Origin of the sequence: Myxococcus stipitatus DSM 14675, assembly GCF_000331735.1 — a bacterium.
Classification (GTDB): Bacteria; Myxococcota; Myxococcia; order Myxococcales; family Myxococcaceae; genus Myxococcus; species Myxococcus stipitatus.
Window position 1 is genome coordinate 6,598,835 of record NC_020126.1, and the last position, 16,755, is coordinate 6,615,589.

The following is a 16,755-nucleotide window of genomic DNA, read 5'->3' on the forward strand; positions in this document are numbered from 1 at the left end:
ACCCAGAAACTGCACGGATGGAGACGGTCTTGCCGGAGGTCGCGAGGGGATTGCGGGTGGAGGTGGAGGCGGACGCGTCGGTCCTCGCCGGCGCGGCGGCGCCCGTGGAGCCGGTCCGGTCGCTGACCCCCTTCCATGAGCGGCTGCTGGCCGAGGAACTCCTGGCGCGCAGCGGCGACACCCAGCAGCGGCTGGCCGGGGCCCTCTCCGAGGCCAAGGTCGACCTCAATCCCCACCAGGTCGAGGGCGCCATGTTCGCGCTCGACTCGTTGTCGCGCGGCGGCTGCATGCTGGGTGACGAGGTGGGCCTGGGGAAGACCATCGAAGCGGGCCTCGTCATCGCCCAGCTCATGGCCGAGGGGAAGACGCGCATCCTCATCCTCGCGCCGGCCACCCTGCGGGCGCAGTGGAACAGCGAGCTGCGGGAGAAGTTCGACCTGGACAGTGTGCTGGTGGATGGCCGCACCGTGCGCGCCAACGGCAACTGCTTCGACCAGCCCTTCCCCGTCATCTGCTCGCACCCCTTCGCGGCGAACAAGGCGCACCTGACGTCGGAGATTGCGTGGGACCTCATCGTCATCGACGAGGCCCACCGCCTGCGCAACGCGCACCGGGCCAACAACAAGATGGGCCAGGCGCTGAGGGCCTCCCTCGCCGGCAAGCCCAAGCTGCTGCTCACCGCCACCCCGCTCCAGAACGACATCATGGAGCTGTTCGGGCTGATGTCGCTCCTGGACGAGCAGATCCTCGGCCCCGAGCACGCCTTCCGCAGCCGCTACCGGGTGGACGAAGGCGGAGGCATGTCCGAGGCCGCCGCCACCGAACTCAAGGAGCGGCTGGCCCCCGTGGTGCAACGCACGCTGCGCCGACAGGTGCGCGAGTACGTGCGCTACACCAACCGCCGCTCCATCGTGGAGGACTTCACGCCCTCGCCCGAGGAGCATGACCTCTACGAGAAGGTCAGCGAGTACCTGCAGCGCTCGGAGGCCGCGGCCATCGAGCCCGGCAAGAAGACGCTCCTGACGCTCTGCTACCGCAAGCTCCTGGCGTCCTCCACCTACGCCATCGCCCCCACCCTCCGGCGCCTGTCCGACAACCTGGACAAGCGCCTGCAGGCGGCGAAGCTGGGCCAGAAGGCCCTGGCGATGTTCGAGCCCGAGGAGGCCAAGCAGTTCGTCGAAGAGGGCGAGGAGTGGTCGGACGACCCGGCCAAGGCGCCCAACATCCGCGTGCTCGAGCAGGAGGTGTGGGAGCTGCGCCAGTACGCGGACCTGGCGGACTCCATCAAGGTCAACGCCAAGGGCGAGGCGCTCAAGCGCGGCCTGGACCGCACCTTCGGCGTGATGCAGTCGCACGGCTGGCCCGTCAAGGCGCTCATCTTCACCGAGTCCAAGCGCACGCAGCAGTACCTCTTCAACCTGCTGTCCGCGAGCGGCTACCAGGGGAAGATCTCGCTCCTGTCCGGAGACATGGCCGGCACGCCCGAGGAGCGGCGCGCGCTGGTGGACGAGTTCCGCAACAAGACGCAGATCCTCATCTGCACCGAGGCCGGCGCCGAGGGCCTCAACCTCCAGTTCTGCAACCTGGTGGTGAACTACGACCTGCCCTGGAACCCGCAGCGCGTGGAGCAGCGCATCGGCCGGTGCCACCGGTACGGACAGCAGCGGGACGTGCTGGTCATCAACTTCCTCAACCGCATGAACGCCGCGGACGCGCGCCTGTTCGAGCTGTTGGAGAAGAAGCTCAACCTCTTCGACGGCGTGTTCGGCGCCTCCGATGAAATCCTCGGCGCGCTGGAGAGCGGCGTGGACTTCGAGCGCCGCGTGCTCGACATCTACCAGTCCTGTCGCAAGGTCGAGGACATCAACACGGCCTTCGACAAGCTGCGCTCGGACATGGAGCAGCGCATCAGCCAGCGCATGACCCAGATGCGCTCGGTGGTGATGGAGCGCTTCGACGGCGACGTGCGCCGCCGCCTGCGTGGGCAGAACGACCAGACCAAGGAAGCCCTCGCCAAGCGGCAGCAGGAAGCCCGCGCCCTCACCAGCTCCGTGTTGGGCAGCCGCGCGTCTGGACGGCTGGAGGTGGCCAAGGCCGCCTACGCCGTCAAGGAGCGCAAGCATGACGCCATCAGCTACCTCCAGTTGGACGCCGCGGGTCTCCCCTCCCGGCTGGCGCGACTGGCCGGCAGCGAGGGCTGGTGGTTCGCCTACAAGTTCGAGACGACGGGCCTGAAGCCCGAGGAGAAGGTCGTCCACCTGGTGCTGGTCAAGGACCGCGAGGGCAACTTCCGCGCCCTGCCCCTCCAGGACGGCACGCACTTCGTGAAGCTGGAGGCGAAGGAGGAGCGACGCCGCCAGCCCGCGCCCGTGTCCGTGCAGCTCATGCAGGAGCAGTCCCTCATGACGGCCAAGGATGAAATCATCCGCGCCGCCGAGCGCCGCAACGCCCTGGAGCTGGACAAGGCCAAGGAGCGCGCGGACCGCTACGTCGAGGACTGCCTCATGGAGTCGCGCGAGGCCGTGGAGGCCGCCCGCCAGCAGTGGATCGAGGCGCGCAAGCAGGTGGCCCCCGTGGAGGATGTCGCCGAGCGCGCGAAGGCCCGGGCGCACTCGGACCGCATGGAGCGCGAGTACCGCCGCAAGCTGTCCTCGCTGCGCAACGAGGAGGAGAAGCGCTACGCCTCCAAGGACCGCCAGCTCGCCGAGCTCGCCCAGAAGGCCAAGGTGGCGGAGAAGCGCTCGCTCATCGCCTCCGCCTACTTCTGGCTGTCCTGAGCCGCCTCCAGCGGCTTGAGCCGCACCCACGTCGCGCCCCAGCCTCCGTCTGACTCGGAGGCGGAGCGGAAGGACTCCACTTCCTCCAGCTTCGGGAGCAGCGAGTGCACGGTGCGGCGCAGCGCCCCGGTCCCCTTGCCGTGGATGATGCGCACGTCGAGCAAGCCCTTCTGGCGACAGGCCCAGAGGTACTCGATGACCAGGGGCTTCACCTCGCGAGGGTGAAAAAAGTGCAGGTCGAGGTTGCCGTCGATGGGGAGCTCGACGAACTCGTCCTCAGCGGGCGGGGGTTCCGTTCCCTCCGGAGGGAGCAAGTCCTCGCCGGGTGGTGGAGCTGGTGGTCGCCGCGGGCTCATTCGTCCACTCCCCCGACTCTCGCTTCTTGCGCTCCGCTTCCTGCCGACGTCGCTCCCGGGCCACCCGGTACTGCTCGGAGACCTCGGAGAGTTCGTGCTTCAACGCGGCCAGGTTCTTCTTCAGGTCATCCGCCGAAGCCGCGTCGCGCTCGTCCGCTCGCTCGTCACGAGCGCCGGCGCCTCCGGCTGTCGTCATCTGAACTACCAGGGCCGCGACCAGGACGGACTTCATGCCGCATGAAGTAAGCAAGAGTTGTGCACGGAGGCAAGGGGCGTTCATGACGCGACGCTCCGCTGGCTCCCCTCCTGCGCCTTGCCGGAGACGATACGTTCCGCCAGTTTGATAGCGGACAGTGGCGCGCTGCCCTCGGCTTTGTTGTTGATGGTGACGAAAACGGGGCGCTCGCGTCGCAGTCCCGCCAGACACGCGCGCGCCAGCAAGTCCCGGGTGGGCACGTCTTCGTCCACCAGACGGTTGAAGGGCGCGTAGCGGGCGCGAGCCTCCTCGTAGCCCAGGTTCGGCGGCAGCATCCACCGCACCACCAACGCGCGGGCCTCCAACGCCCGCGTGCGCTTGGCCTGGAGGCCCATGTTCGGCATGTGCGCCCAGATGGCCAGCACGGGACTGGCGCCGACGTCCGCGAGCGCCTGCGCGAAGCCCTCCGTCAGCAGCTCCTCGTTGCGCACCTCCACCGCGTACAGCGGGCCCTTGGGCAGCGCGGAGAGGAAGGCATGCAGCCGCTCCACGAAGCGCGCGACGCCCCCGAGCACCTGCGGGTCCTGCGGCGGGAACTGGAAGACGAGCGGGCCGCCCTTGTCGCCCAGGCCCTCCACGAAGGGGCGCACCACGAACTCCTCCGCGTATGCGGCATTCAGGAAGCGCTCGTTGAGCTGGCCTCGCTGCGCGCCGTAGCGCTCATGCGTCGGGAAGCGCGCCAGGGTGCAGGCCTCGTGGGCCTTCACGAGGAAGCGGAAGTCTGAGGGGACTTGCTCCGCGTACTCGGCGAACGTCTCCGCGGTGACGGGGCCGTAGAAGGTGCGGTCGACGCCCACCGTGCGCAGGACGGGGTGGCGCGAGTACGCGGACAGGCCCTCGCGCGCGAGCTGTGACGCGGTGGCCTCGTGGTCGAAGACGAGGCCATTCCACCCCGGGAAGGTCCACGACGAGGTGCCCAGGTAGATGCCCTGGGGAAGCTCGTGGCCCAGCGTGGCCAGGGCTTCCGGCACCGGGGCGGGCTCCACGGGCTGCGCGCGTCCACGGCCCCGCGAGGGCGCCTCCACGGGGGCTCCCGTGAAGAGGTCGAGCTGAGAAGGTCCACGCTGTGGAGCCATCGGCATCTCCTGCTTCGTCCAGCCACCGCGACGCGGCGCCGAGCATCCAGCGAACAGGCCTGGCGCTGGACCTCACATGATTCAGCAGGTTGCCTCAGAACGCAGTGACGGCCCAAGCGGGATGTCCGTCCCACAGGCAGCCGAGCCCCCTTTTCACATTCTCGGACCGTGCCCCGACCGTCCCGCATCAACACGACGCGGGACGTCGGGTGTCCGGGGAAGACCACCCCGAGCGACAAGGCCCTCACCCCGTCGCTCGGGCAGCGAGGGCCTCGGCCATCACTGACCTGCGTTGACGGTGACGCCCGTGCCCACGTGGCGCGCGGTGCCGACACCCGTGACGAGGTTGCCTGTCGAGGTGACGGTCAGCGCGGTGCCCCCACCCTTCTCGTAGCTCAGGCCCCGGCTGGTGGCGCCGCCGATGCCTCGGATGACGTTCCCCGTCACCGAGACGAAGCCCGTGCCGTAGTTGACCTGGCCGATGGACAGGTAGTGGTAGCGCGAGGCGGCGTTGGGCTCGCCTCCGAAGTTGAAGACCTTGTTGTCGGAGATGACCGAGGCCGCGTCCCCCTGCACCGTGACGTCGATGCCCGCCCACGTCCCCGCGGTGGTGCCCTCACCGAAGCCCTCGACGTAGTTGTCGGAGAGGGTGGTGCCGAACATCCGGCGCGCGACGAGGGCGGATTGGCCCACGCCGTAGAGGTGATTGCCGCGCACCTTCCAGCCCGCGGAGTTCTCCATGCGGATGGCGCTCTCGCCCGAGTCCGCAATCCAGTTGTCGATGAGGTCCCAATCCGTCACCGAGTTGGCGGAGTCCTGGACGTACACCCCATGGAGACCCGAGTCGCTGATGAAGTTGTGGACGATGCGCCCGTTCACCTGCGTGTTGACGATGGCCGTCCCCGCGCTGTTGGTGTTGGTGAGGCGGATGCCCGAGCCGCGCATGTGGTTGATGCGCAGGTTCTCCGCGGTGGAGTTCCAGGACATCAACACGAGGCCATCGGTGGCCTTGGAGGGGTTGTTGCTGGCATTGCCCTCCAGCGTGAGGTTCTTCACGCTCACCGGGTCGCCCGTATAGGTCTGCGCATCCAGCCACGTGTCACTGGCCATGAGCGCCGCGAGGTTGGCTCCGTTCGCCTGGCGGATGACGGTGCCCGAGGGCTCTCCTCCCCGGTAGGCACGCTGACCGCGCAGGCGAATCGTCGCGTTGATGAGGCACGGTCCGGAGATGACGAACTCATCACCCACCGCGCTCGCGGCGACCGCGGCGTTGATCGTCTCATCGTCGGTGGTGGTGTTGTTGCACTGCACCGGCACTTGCGCTGCAAGCGCGGGGAGCGGGAGCAGCAGCGCCATCGCGAGCGGCGGTGCAAGCCTTGCCAGGGACGCGCGGAAGGAACGACGGGCCAGGGAGCGGGGAGTGTGCATGGTCGCGTGGGGGGAGCGTCCCAGAGGAGCCCCATGCCCCTCGCGAGTCGACGCTCATCGAAGTCGACACGCGATGTTCGCGAGTGGCTCGGTCATCGCAGCCCCCGCACAAATCTTCAGCGCGCCCGGACGACAGATTCGTATCGCCACCCTGCGGCGGCGAGGCGGGAGCTACACCTTGATGCGGATGGCCGCGGGCATCAGCGTGAAGGTCGCGGGAAGGCGGCCGGGCGTCTCGCCGTCGACGTCGAGAATCACGTCGCGGCCATCGGCGGACTCGGCGTGGAGCGTCTGGCAGCGCAGGCGGCGCGTGCCCTTCCAGGTGACGTGCGAGCCGTTGTAGACGCCCTTCGACTTGAGGACGAAGTCACTCACGCCGTAACCGGACCAGATGGTGATGTCGAAGGCGCCGTCATGCGTGATGGCATCGGGGGCGACGAACATGCCGCTGCCGAAGTAGCGCCCGTTGGCCACGGCGACCGCGGTGATGTCGAGCGTCTCCGGGGCGCCGCCATCCGTGGACAGCGTCACCTTGCGCTCAGTGTGCTTGAGCAGGCCCTTCAGCGTGCCCCACATGAAGCTGACATTGCCACCGAGCGCCTTGCTGCCGCTGTTCACCTCCGCGGCGACCACCGCGCTGACACCGAACGAGGCGATGTTGGCGAAGTAGCGCGTCGCGGGGTTGCCGTCGTTGCCGATGAAGTCGAGCCGGCCCACGTCGAAGGGCTCGGTGGTTTCGGAGCGAAGGCGCTCGAGGGAGGAGTCCAGGTCCAGGCCCCAGCCGAAGGTGCGGCGGAAGTCGCCGCCGGTGCCACGGGGGATGAGGCCCAGGGCCGCGTTCGGGTTGATGGCCTTGCCATCACGGAAGAAGCCGTTGGTGACCTCGTTGAGGGTGCCGTCACCGCCGACCGCGACGATGCACTCGTACCCCTGGTCCAGCGCCTCGCGGGCAATGCGCGCGGCGTCCATCCCGCCTTGGGTGAAGCCGTGCCCGAACTCGCCGAGCACCCTTCCCACCTGCGCGGCAATCTCCACCCAGCGCTTTCCCGTCTGCCCATTCGCGCTGCGCGGGTTGACCACGAGGAACGTCTTCATCGGCACCTACCCCTCCCTGGAATCTGCCTGTTTACGCGGTTGTGGCTCGGCACTCCACTACGCGAAGCACCTCCCAGGTCGGCGCCCCAGCCGCGCAGGTGCGAAGAGGCTGACGCACCGCATGCAGGACCTCGCCGCGCGCCCCTGTTCCATGGAGCTCATGCGAAGTCTCTGGGACGTGAAGCCCTGCCCCCGAGGCATCGAGCAAGGTCAAGGGAGCCCCATGAGGCCCCTCGAGTCTCGGAACATGGCACGGTTTCAGGTCAGCCCGAGGCGTCGAGCCCGGCCGCCCTCCGCGACAACGTCCACCTCCCGACGGGCCGAAACGTTCCATTCCAAGGGAAGGTCCGCGTCGCAGAAGGTGCAGACGAACCACTGTTCCTTCACGAGCGTGCTCTCACCACAGGCCGGACAGCGGCGGAAGTGCACCGAGGTGGTGAGGCCAGAAGGCGCCGACAGCCCAGCCCGAGCCAAGGACTCCGCCACGGCGTCCCAGCAGGCCACATCCGGGCGGTACCCCGTCGACAGATTGCTGACGACGGAGACCGAGAAGGTCCGAGCCTGGGAGACGAAACCCATCTCACCGGCGGCAAGCACCTCTTCACCTCCGGCGCAGGCGACGTGTTCCGACCTTCGAGGGGCAAGGCGAAGACACGCACGAAGGTCCACGACATAGGTCGCACCCTCGACGAGCGCATCGGGATGGGCGGCGAGCCAGCATTGGAGGTCCGGCAGCGAGTGGATGAGTGCACCCGGGGGAGCCGCGACGGAGCGGCGGCGAATCTCCTCGGGACCGACATAGGGGTAGGCAAGGAATCGCATGCGCCGCGGACGCCCGGGGTCGAGCATTCCTGTCGAGCATCGCACCTCGGCCCCGAGAGGCCATGGGCCGCGCACGATTCCTGCTCGCCATCTCGGCCCCTGCCCTCGCGACGCCAAGCGGAAACCTCCGCGGCCGCCGAGGCTTCGCCGAACGTACGGCGAAGCCGCGTGTCCACCTCACACGTGCAGCGTGCCCGCGAGCACCGTCACGGCGACTCCGCCGATGCGGGCCCGCTCGGGATGTCCCGCCTTGCCGGTGACCTCCACCTCGATGCGTCCGGGCTTCCCCATCGCATCGCCTTGCTCGATGCGCGCGCGAACGGTGCCTCCCTCGGCGGGAAGCGGCAGGACACCATTCATGGCCAGGTACATACCAAGAGGCCCCGCCGCCGACCCTGTCACCGGGTCCTCGGGCACGCCCATGCCCGGCACGAAGTAGCGCGAGTGCGCCATGCTGCCGGCCTCTCGAGTCTCCCGCGTGAAGACATACACGCCACTCAGCCCATGCGGCCGCAGCAACTCCGCCAGCTCATTCGAGCGCGGCGCCAGTCCCCACAGGTCCTCTCTCCGACGGAACGGCACCATCAAGCGATGTCCGTTGCGGCGCACGGGAAGCGTGTCGTCCACCATCGCGACCGTCCCCCCCACGAGCGCCATCACTCGCTCCAGCGACACCGGCGACTCCAGCCACGGCAGGCGAGGCGTGACAATCCACGGCCGACTCCCACGCTCGCCCATCGCCTCCAACTCCACGTCCAGCACACCCGCCGCGCACTCCAACCGCGTCGTCCCCGTGCGCGGCAACAGCCCTCGCTCCGCCAGCAGATGGAACGTGGCCACCGTGGCGTGGCCGCAGAAATCAATCTCATCCGTCGGCGTGAAGTAGCGCAGCCGAACCCCCTGCCCGTCCGGACCGGACAAGAGGAATGCGGTCTCCGACGCCCCCACCGCGGCGGCGACTCGCTGCATCGTCGCCACGCTCAGCCCGGCCGCGTCCAACACCACGCCCGCTCGGTTCCCGGAACCGGGCTGCTGCGTGAAGGCATCGACAATCGTCACCTGCATGGATGGCGCTCCCCTGGCCGCGACGAGCCCTTGCCCCGACAGCGGCTTTCACATGTACCGATACAATGGATGCATTGCGCAAACCGCCGCGTCAACCGTATGAATTGTCACCATGACAATCTGGACGCCCAACCTCCGGGGCCGCGAAGGCCCGCTCTACCGGGTCATCGCGGATGCACTCGGCGCGGACATCGAGGAGGGCCGCCTCGCCGCGGGCACTCGCCTGCCCACCCACCGTGAGCTCGCGGAGAAAGTGGGCGTCACCGTCGGCACCGTGACACGCGCGTACGCGGAGGCCGAACGCCGTGGCCTCATCGGCGGCGAAGTGGGCCGAGGCACCTTCGTCCGCCACCGGGACGCACCTCGCCACCTCCCCTCGCCCGCACCCGACCTCGGTGACGATGCGCTCGTGGAGCTGGGGCTCAACTGGCCCGCGACACCTCCAGGCGACCCGGCGGGCACGGCCCTGCGCAAGTCACTCGACGCCCTGCAACGCTCGCCGAAGTTGTCGGCGCTGCTCGACTATCAACCCCACGCGGGACATCCGTCCCACCGCGAAGCCGGCGCCCAGTGGATTCAGCGCTTCGGCCTCGAAGTCGCGCCCTCGCGCGTCGTCGTCTGCTCGGGAGGACAACACGCGATGGAGGTCGCGCTCAGCGCCCTCACGCGCCCCGGTGACACCGTGCTCTGCGAGTCGCTCACCTACCCTGGGCTCAAGGTGCTCGCGAACCGGTTCCACCTGCGGCTCCACGGTGTCGCCATGGATGAGCACGGCCTGCTCCCCGATGCCCTCGAGGCCGCCTGCCGCACGGGCGCGAAGGTCCTCTTCTGCCTGCCCAACCTCCAGAACCCCACCGGCGCGGTGATGACCGAGGAGCGCCGCCGCCGCATCGCCGCCGTGGCTCGCCAGCACGGGCTCTCCGTCGTGGAGGACGACGCCTACGGACTGCTGCTCGACAAGCGCCCCGCGCCGCTGTGCTCGTTCCTGCCCGAGTCCGGCTGGTTCATCGCGGGAGTCTCCAAGCTGCTCGCGCCCGGCCTCCGCCTGGGCTACCTGGCCGCGCCCGAGAGCACCAGCACGGAGCGGCTCGCGGAGGAGGCGGGCCTGGCCACGCGGATGACGCCCGCGTTGATGGCCGACATCACCGCGCGCTGGGTGCGCGAAGGCACCGCGGACGAGCTCGTCATCCGCCGCCGGCGGGAAGCCCAGGAGCGGATGGAGCTGGCGAAGAAGCTGCTCGGAGACTGGCTGCCCCGCCCGCTGAGCCGAGGCGCCACGTACCACTTGTGGCTCAAGCTCCCCGCACCGTGGCGCGCGGAGCCCTTCACGTCACACGCCCGGCGGCGCGGCGTCACCGTCACGCCCGCCGAGCTGTTCAACGTGGGGCCCTCCACCGCGCCGTCCGCGGTGCGCGTCTGCCTGGGAGCCCCACGCACCCGCGCGGCGCTGGAGAAGGGACTCCAGCGCCTGCGGGAGACACTGGAGGGAGGGCCGGAGCCTCTCGCCTCCATCGTCTGACTACTTCTGCGGCGGCGGCACCGGACGCACGTGCAGCTCGCGCAGCTGCCGGTCGTCCACGTCGCCCGGCGCGCCCGTCATCAGGTCCGTGCCCGTCTTCGTCTTGGGGAACGGAATCACGTCGCGCAGCGACTCGGTGCCGGTGAGCAGGAAGGCGAGCCGGTCCATGCCCAGCGCGATGCCACCGTGCGGAGGCGCGCCGAACTTGAGCGCGTCCAGCAGGAAGCCGAACTTGGCCTGGGCCTCCTCGTCGCCGATGCCCAGCGCCTTGAACACCTCCGCCTGGACCTTGGGGTCATGCAGACGGATGGAGCCGCCGCCAATCTCGAAGCCGTTGAGCACCACGTCGTAGCGGTGGCACTTCACGCGGCCCGGGTCCGTGAGCAGGTACGGCACGTCCTCGTCGTGCGGACGCGTGAAGGCGTGGTGCGCCGCCACCCACGTGTTCGTCTCCTCGTCGTGCTCGAAGAGCGGCGGGTTCACCACCCACAGGAACTTCCACTGGCCGCCGCTGCCGTACTCCGGAATCAGCCCCAGCTTCTTCGCGATGTGCACGCGGAGGTTCGCCATCACCGTGTGGACGAGCGCCTCCTTGCCGAACTGGAACAGCAGGAGGTCGCCCGTCTTCGCGCCCACCGCCTGGTTGATGGCCGCGCGCAGCGCCGGCGAAATCGTCTTCGACAGCGGGGACTGCGTCCACTCACCGCCCTCGCCCACCTTCGCGCGCGCCAGGCCCTTGGCGCCCGCCTGCTTCGCGAACTCCTCCAGCTTGTCGCTCTCCGCGCGGCTCATCGCCTTGTCCGCGGGGATGACCATCGCCTTGACGATGCCCTTGTTCTGCACCGCCTCGAACATCATCGGCACGCCGCCCGCCTCACCGTGCTCGCGGATGAGGTCGGTGAGCACCGTGTGCTCCAGGCCGAAGCGCAGGTCCGGCTTGTCGTTGCCGTACTTCGCCATGGACTCGTAGAAGTCCATGCGCATGAAGGGCGTGGGCACGTCGATGCCCATCACCTCGCCCCACAGCTTCTTCAACAGCCCTTCGATGGTGGTGAAGATGTCGTCCTGGTTGACGAAGCTCATCTCCACGTCGATTTGAGTGAACTCGGGCTGGCGGTCGACGCGCAGGTCCTCGTCGCGGAAGCACTTCACGATCTGGAAGTACCGGTCGAAGCCCGCCACCATGAAGAGCTGCTTGTAGAGCTGCGGGCTCTCCGCGAGCGCGTAGAACTTGCCCGCGTTCATGCGGCTGGGGACCAGGAAGTTGCGCGCGCCGCCGGGCGTGTACTTGCCCATGAACGGCGTCTCCAGCTCCAGGAAGCCCTTCTCCACCATGTACGCCCGCGTCAGCGCGTTCATCTTCGAGCGCGTCATCAGCGACTTCTGGAGCGGCGCGCGGCGCAGGTCCAGGTAGCGGTGCGCCAGGCGCTTCTCCTCCGAGGTGTCGATGGCATCCTCGATGGGGAACGGCGTGGGCTCGGAGCGGTTGAAGATGGTGAGGTCGCTCGCCTTGACCTCGATTTCACCCGTCTTCATCTTCGGGTTCACGTTCTTGCCACGCGACACGACCTTGCCGCGCACGCCGATGCAGAACTCCAACCGGAGGCTGCCCGCCAGCCCGTGCGCTTCCGCGTGGTCCGGCTCGAACACCACCTGCGTCAAGCCGTCCCTGTCCCGCAGGTCGATGAAGACCGCGCCGCCGTGGTCTCGACGATTGTGCACCCAGCCGAAGAGGACGACCTCTTCGCCAATATTGGTCGCGGTGAGCTGACCGCACGTGTGGGTACGCTTGACCTCGGAGATGAATGGGACCGCCATGGAGACCGCCTGCGTTGTTCTAAGAGGGAAAGGCGCGGCACCTTAAGGACCGTGGAAACGACGCGTCAAGGAGTCCGCGTGCTCCTGACGCCTCTCCGACGGTCGGCGCCCCACGCGCGTCCTGACGCCGCCCCCCATGTCCCAGGGTCCATGACCTCACCGCAGGTGCGTACCAGCCAGGCAAGCCCGCCGCGCGGGGCCTCGAGTCCCGGAGGCACCCGGGAGTTTCCGAGGGGAATACACGTTCCGAGCGGACCGGAGTAAAACGGCCCCATGCTCCGAACAGTCATCGCCACCACCGCGGTGCTGGGCCTGGCCGCCGGCTGTGCGCCCGACCCGCAGACCCCGGTCAAGATTCGAGCCCTGGTGCTCTCCGGCAACGGGCAGTACGTCCCTGAAGAGGTCGAGCTCAAGACGGTCGACGACATCGTCGGCCTCAGCGGCACCGTGGCGGACCTGCACGGTGGCGCGCGCATCGTCTACGACTCGCGCGACCAGGAACTCACCAACGCCACCACGGCCGAGGCCTTCGCCGCCGCCCTCCTCAAGGGCGAGGGCCGAGACGTCGCCGCCAACTACATCAACCAGGATGACGTCCTGTGGCCGGCGGACTTCCACACCTGGAACATGGTGACGGCGTACTACAACCTCGAGCGCGCCTTCGACTACTTCCGGGAAGTCACCAACATCCCGCTGACCGACTTCAAGAAGCCCGTCAAGACGTACTACTTCCCCGAGTTCGTCCTCGCGGACATCCAACCGGGACCGCTGAAGGACAACGCCCTCTACTTCTCGGCGATGGAGTCCTTCCTCGTCCTGCCCTTCGACCAGCTGCAGCGCGCGCCCCTCTCCATCAACGCGGGCGTCATCACCCACGAGTACTCGCACCGCATCTTCAACCTGAAGGCGTACGGCGGCAGCCCCTTCCCGGAGGCGCTCATCTCCTGGTCCACGGCTGGCGGCCCCAACCCGGGCGCGAACATCCTCAAGTCCTTCGACGAGGGCCTCGCCGACCTGCACGCGTATGGCGCCACCTGCCGCAGCAAGAGCGGCTGCGACACCCGCTTCCTCTCCTCGTCCTTCCACGGCCCCGACCAGGGCCCGCTGGCCGACGAGCGCGACCTGGCCAAGACGGACCGCTGCATCGACGACGCCCTGCGCGACAGCCTCCGCGACAACAGCCTGAGCCAGTTCAGCGGGAAGGAGTACCGCGTGGGCACCATCCTCGCGAGCGCCCTGTACCAGGCCGGCGAGGCCACGGGGCAGCGTGACATCCTGCTGCGCTCCATCGTCGCCGCGTACAACGACGAGACCACCGCGACGCCCGGCATCCTCCAGCTCACCCGCAGGTACATCGGCGACCAGTCGAAGTTCACCCTGGCCGTGGCCGCTGGCGCCATCATCACCCACGTCACGGACCTGCGCCTCAAGGAAGCCGTCTGCAACGAGCTGATGGACCACCTGCAGATTCCCCGAGACCAGCTCGTGGGCACCAACAACCCCAACCTCTGTCCGCCCAGCGCCGCTGGCGGCACCACCTGCCCCCGCCTGGGTGCCGACTGATGAGAACCGTCACCGTGAAGACCTGGCTCACCCGCTGCCTCGTGGGCGGCCTGCTCACCTCCGCGCCCGCGCTCGCGCAGGACGACGACCCGTACGCCTACCCGGAGGAGGAACCGGGCCCGACGCAGGAGCAGATTGACGAGGAAGAGGCCGCGGAGTACCGCCGCCGATACACGGACCAGGCCGAGGAGTTCCGCCGCGTCTCCGAGCAGGAGGGCGAGGACGGAGACTTCAAGGAGCTGGCGGGCCTCGACGACCCCAACAAGGGCTTCGCCGTGGAGCTCCTCGCGGGCGCGCTGCTGCTCTCGTCCCCTCAGGGCCGCTTCGCTGACACCACCGTCGGCCTGGGCGTGCGCGCCACCTGGGAGTACGGCCGCATCCTCAACATCGAGCCCCTGCGCGAGGCCCTCTGGGCCGACATCCGGTGGACCTTCGGTGGCCAGAGCGACGGCACGAAGTTCATCAAGGGCAGCTCCACGTACCACTACTTCACCATCGCGCCGGCCTATGAGCTCAAGTTCGGCAAGTCCGACTTCGGCGTCTTCGGCCAGGTGGGCGGCGGCATCTCGTACATGTCGACCTCCATCACCGTGGACACGAAGGAGACGGAGGTGACCGGCGTCAAGCCCGTCATCCAGTACGGCCTGGGCCTGCGCGGCCGTCCCCGCCTCACCAGCGACGGCAACCTGCGGCTCGCCCTTCGTCTGGAGGCCATCGGCTACCGCCGTGGCTACCTGAACGACTTCTTCCTGGGCGGCAGCGTCGGCGTCGCCTTCTAGTCAACACTTCGCGGGGGCCACGTCCGCTCGAGCAGGGCGTGGCCTCGTGGAAGTTTTTCCACCTCCAGCCGGGCTTGCGGCCCTTCCTCCCTTGCTCCTCCGAGGAGCGTGGGGGTTGGCATATGCCCTGCTTATGCCCACCGTCGGGTGTGGCGGGGGAGGTGGGGCATGAAGGGCGTGCAGGGGCAGAGCCAGGGCAAGCATTGGGACCCGGTGTGCGGCAAGCAACTGGAGACACCGGAGGGGCAGCCGTCGTCGGAGTACAAGAAGCGCCGGTACTTCTTCTGCTCCGAGCGCTGTCGCCACACCTTCGAGCGTCAAGCCGAGCGCTTCCGCCTCAACGAGCTGGCCCGAGTGGGCGCGCTGATGACGCCCGGTCGGGTGCGCTGGGGCCTCGCCTGACGAGGCCCCACGTTACGCGGCGACTCGCACGTCCTTGAGCCGCAGGGACAGCTTTCGCTGTCCTCGGAACGTGTCGAAGCCGGCCTGGAAGGCCAGGTCCACGGGCCCTTCCACCAGCCGCGCGCGGTCCGCCATGCCGAAGCCGATGGCATCCAGCTCGGGTGCCTCCACCAGGGCCAGCTTCAGGTGCCCGTTGCTGCCAGCGGCCTTCGCCGGAAGCACGCGCGGTCGAGCCACCTGATGGCGCAGCACCAGCACCGGCTCCGGGTTGCCCTGGCCAAAGGGCCCCAGCCGCTGGAGCGCCTCCACGGCCGTCGCGTCCAGGTCCCTCGCGCTCACGACCGCGTCCACCCGGCACCGCGGGATGAGGTCCTCGGGGGTGAGCCGCTGCCAGGCAATCTTCTCGAACGCCTCGCGCAGCGCGGGCAGCTTGTCCGCGTCGATGGTGAGCCCCGCCGCGTGCTTGTGGCCACCGAACTTCGTGAGCAGGGACGAGCACCCGTTGAGCGCGTCGAACAGGTGGAAGGCCTCGATGCTTCGCGCCGAGCCCTTCCCCACCCCGTCCTTCACGCCCACCATGACGGTGGGCCGGTGGTAGCGCTCCACCACCCGCGAGGCGACGATGCCGATGACACCCGGGTGCCAGCCCTCGTCGAAGAGGACGAGGCCGCGCGCCTCCTTGTGCTCCTCCGCCTGGGCCAGCGCCTGCGTCAGGATGTGGCTCTCGATTCCCTGCCGCTCCGCATTGGCCCGGTCCAACACCGAGGCCAGCGCGCGCGCCGACTCCAGCGTCTCCGAGGTCAACAACTGGAGGCCCAGCGACGCATCATGCAGCCGGCCCGCGGCGTTGATGCGGGGCCCCAGGCGGAAGCCCACCTGGCCCGCGGTGATGGGCGTGTCCGGGTCCATGCCCGCCGCTTCCTTCAGCGCGCGCACGCCCGGACGACGGGCGGCCGTGAGCTCCTGGAGCCCATGTGTCACCAGGATGCGGTTGGCGCCCGTGAGCGGCACCACGTCCGCCACGGTGGCCAGGGCCACCAGGTCCATCAGCGCCCGGAGGTTGGGCTCCTTGCGGGTGGCGAAGTAACCCTCGTCACGCAGCCGCTTGCGCAGGCCCATGCAGAGGTTGAAGGCCACGCCCGCCGCGCACAGCGCCTTCGTCGGGTACTCACAGCCGGGCTGATGCGGGTTGAGCACCGCCACCGCCGGAGGCAGCGTGGGCGGTACCGTGTGGTGGTCCACCACCACGACGTCCAACCCCAGCTCCTTCGCGCGGGTGATCTCCGCCACGGAGGTGATGCCGCAGTCCAGCGTCACCAGCACCCGCGTCCCGTCCCCGGCGATGCGCTCCACCGCGCCCAGGTTGAGGCCGTAGCCCTCATCCAGCCGGTGGGGGATGTACGTCGAGGGTGAACCACCCAGCTCCCGCAGGAACAGGCACAGGAGCGATGTGGAGCACACGCCGTCCACGTCGTAGTCGCCGTACAGCGTCACCTTCTCGCGCCGGTGCAGCGCACGCACCAGGCGGTCCACGCCCGCCGCCATCCCCTTCATCCGGAACGGGTCTGGCAAGTCCGCCAGCCGGTCCGACAGGAACGCCGACGCTGACTCCGGCGTCCGGTAACCGCGATGCAAGAGCACCCGCGCCGCCAACGGGTGGAGTGACAACTCCCCCGCGAGCGAACCCACCTCCTCCTCGACCACGTCTGGAAGCAACCACCGCACGCGCGAGCTCCCCTCCTCGGCGCACGGAACCCCTCCGTGGCCGGGACGAAATCTTGACACGGGAGACAGTACCT

14 protein-coding genes are annotated in these 16,755 nt (G+C 68.8%); 5 read left to right on the plus strand and 9 right to left on the minus strand.

Annotated features, from left to right (window positions below; translation table 11 throughout):
• The first annotated feature begins 17 nt into the window (after positions 1–17).
• Positions 18–2,777, plus strand: coding sequence for an SNF2-related protein (locus tag MYSTI_RS25430; RefSeq protein WP_015350673.1), 2,760 nt, complete (start codon positions 18–20; stop codon positions 2,775–2,777).
• Here MYSTI_RS25430 and MYSTI_RS25435 read toward each other — a convergent pair.
• The 7 genes from MYSTI_RS25435 to MYSTI_RS25465 form a co-directional block, all read right to left on the minus strand.
• On the minus strand, positions 2,759–3,133 hold the full coding sequence (locus tag MYSTI_RS25435) for a Smr/MutS family protein (protein WP_044281355.1): 375 nt from the start codon (positions 3,131–3,133) through the stop codon (positions 2,759–2,761). The genes MYSTI_RS25430 and MYSTI_RS25435 overlap by 19 nt on opposite strands.
• Complete coding sequence (locus MYSTI_RS44220) at positions 3,054–3,329, minus strand: hypothetical protein (protein WP_201768927.1); 276 nt, start codon at positions 3,327–3,329, stop codon at positions 3,054–3,056. Before MYSTI_RS44220 ends, MYSTI_RS25435 begins: the two co-directional genes overlap by 80 nt.
• Positions 3,330–3,409: 80 nt before the next feature.
• On the minus strand, positions 3,410–4,465 hold the full coding sequence (locus MYSTI_RS25445) for a DUF72 domain-containing protein (protein ID WP_015350676.1): 1,056 nt from the start codon (positions 4,463–4,465) through the stop codon (positions 3,410–3,412).
• Positions 4,466–4,744: 279 nt separating this feature from the next.
• Positions 4,745–5,893, minus strand: coding sequence for a right-handed parallel beta-helix repeat-containing protein (locus tag MYSTI_RS25450; protein WP_201768928.1), 1,149 nt, complete (start codon positions 5,891–5,893; stop codon positions 4,745–4,747).
• A gap of 171 nt (positions 5,894–6,064) precedes the next feature.
• Positions 6,065–6,988, minus strand: coding sequence for a diacylglycerol/lipid kinase family protein (locus MYSTI_RS25455; RefSeq protein ID WP_015350678.1), 924 nt, complete (start codon positions 6,986–6,988; stop codon positions 6,065–6,067).
• A 258-nt stretch (positions 6,989–7,246) separates the two neighbouring features.
• Entirely contained in the window at positions 7,247–7,810 is a 564-nt protein-coding gene (locus MYSTI_RS25460; protein WP_044281356.1) for a hypothetical protein, read from the minus strand.
• Positions 7,811–7,987: 177 nt separating this feature from the next.
• A complete protein-coding gene (locus MYSTI_RS25465; RefSeq protein ID WP_015350680.1) occupies positions 7,988–8,875 on the minus strand; it encodes a PhzF family protein in 888 nt (295 codons plus the stop codon).
• Positions 8,876–8,987: 112 nt separating this feature from the next.
• Here MYSTI_RS25465 and MYSTI_RS25470 point away from each other — a divergent pair, with 112 nt between their 5' ends.
• Entirely contained in the window at positions 8,988–10,394 is a 1,407-nt protein-coding gene (locus tag MYSTI_RS25470; RefSeq protein ID WP_015350681.1) for an aminotransferase-like domain-containing protein, read from the plus strand.
• On the opposite strand, the gene aspS is transcribed toward MYSTI_RS25470, so the two are convergent.
• Positions 10,395–12,212 (minus strand): aspartate--tRNA ligase, encoded by a 1,818-nt coding sequence (gene aspS / locus MYSTI_RS25475; RefSeq protein WP_015350682.1) that lies wholly within the window; start codon positions 12,210–12,212, stop codon positions 10,395–10,397.
• Between the two features lie 273 nt (positions 12,213–12,485).
• Between aspS and MYSTI_RS25480 the strand changes: the two genes are divergently transcribed.
• The 3 genes from MYSTI_RS25480 to MYSTI_RS25490 all read left to right on the plus strand — a co-directional run bounded on the left by MYSTI_RS25480 (position 12,486) and on the right by MYSTI_RS25490 (position 14,956).
• Positions 12,486–13,775 carry a hypothetical protein gene (locus MYSTI_RS25480; protein WP_015350683.1) on the plus strand — a complete coding sequence of 430 codons (1,290 nt, stop codon included), beginning with the start codon at positions 12,486–12,488 and terminating at the stop codon, positions 13,773–13,775.
• Positions 13,775–14,554, plus strand: a complete 780-nt coding sequence (locus MYSTI_RS25485; protein WP_015350684.1) for a hypothetical protein — start codon at positions 13,775–13,777, stop codon at positions 14,552–14,554. The genes MYSTI_RS25480 and MYSTI_RS25485 overlap by 1 nt, the downstream gene beginning before the upstream one ends.
• Positions 14,555–14,722: 168 nt before the next feature.
• Entirely contained in the window at positions 14,723–14,956 is a 234-nt protein-coding gene (locus tag MYSTI_RS25490; protein ID WP_015350685.1) for a YHS domain-containing protein, read from the plus strand.
• Between the two features lie 12 nt (positions 14,957–14,968).
• Here the strand turns inward: MYSTI_RS25490 and recJ are convergent, their stop codons facing one another.
• On the minus strand, positions 14,969–16,681 hold the full coding sequence (recJ, locus tag MYSTI_RS25495) for a single-stranded-DNA-specific exonuclease RecJ (RefSeq protein WP_015350686.1): 1,713 nt from the start codon (positions 16,679–16,681) through the stop codon (positions 14,969–14,971).
• Between the last annotated feature and the right edge of the window lie 74 nt (positions 16,682–16,755).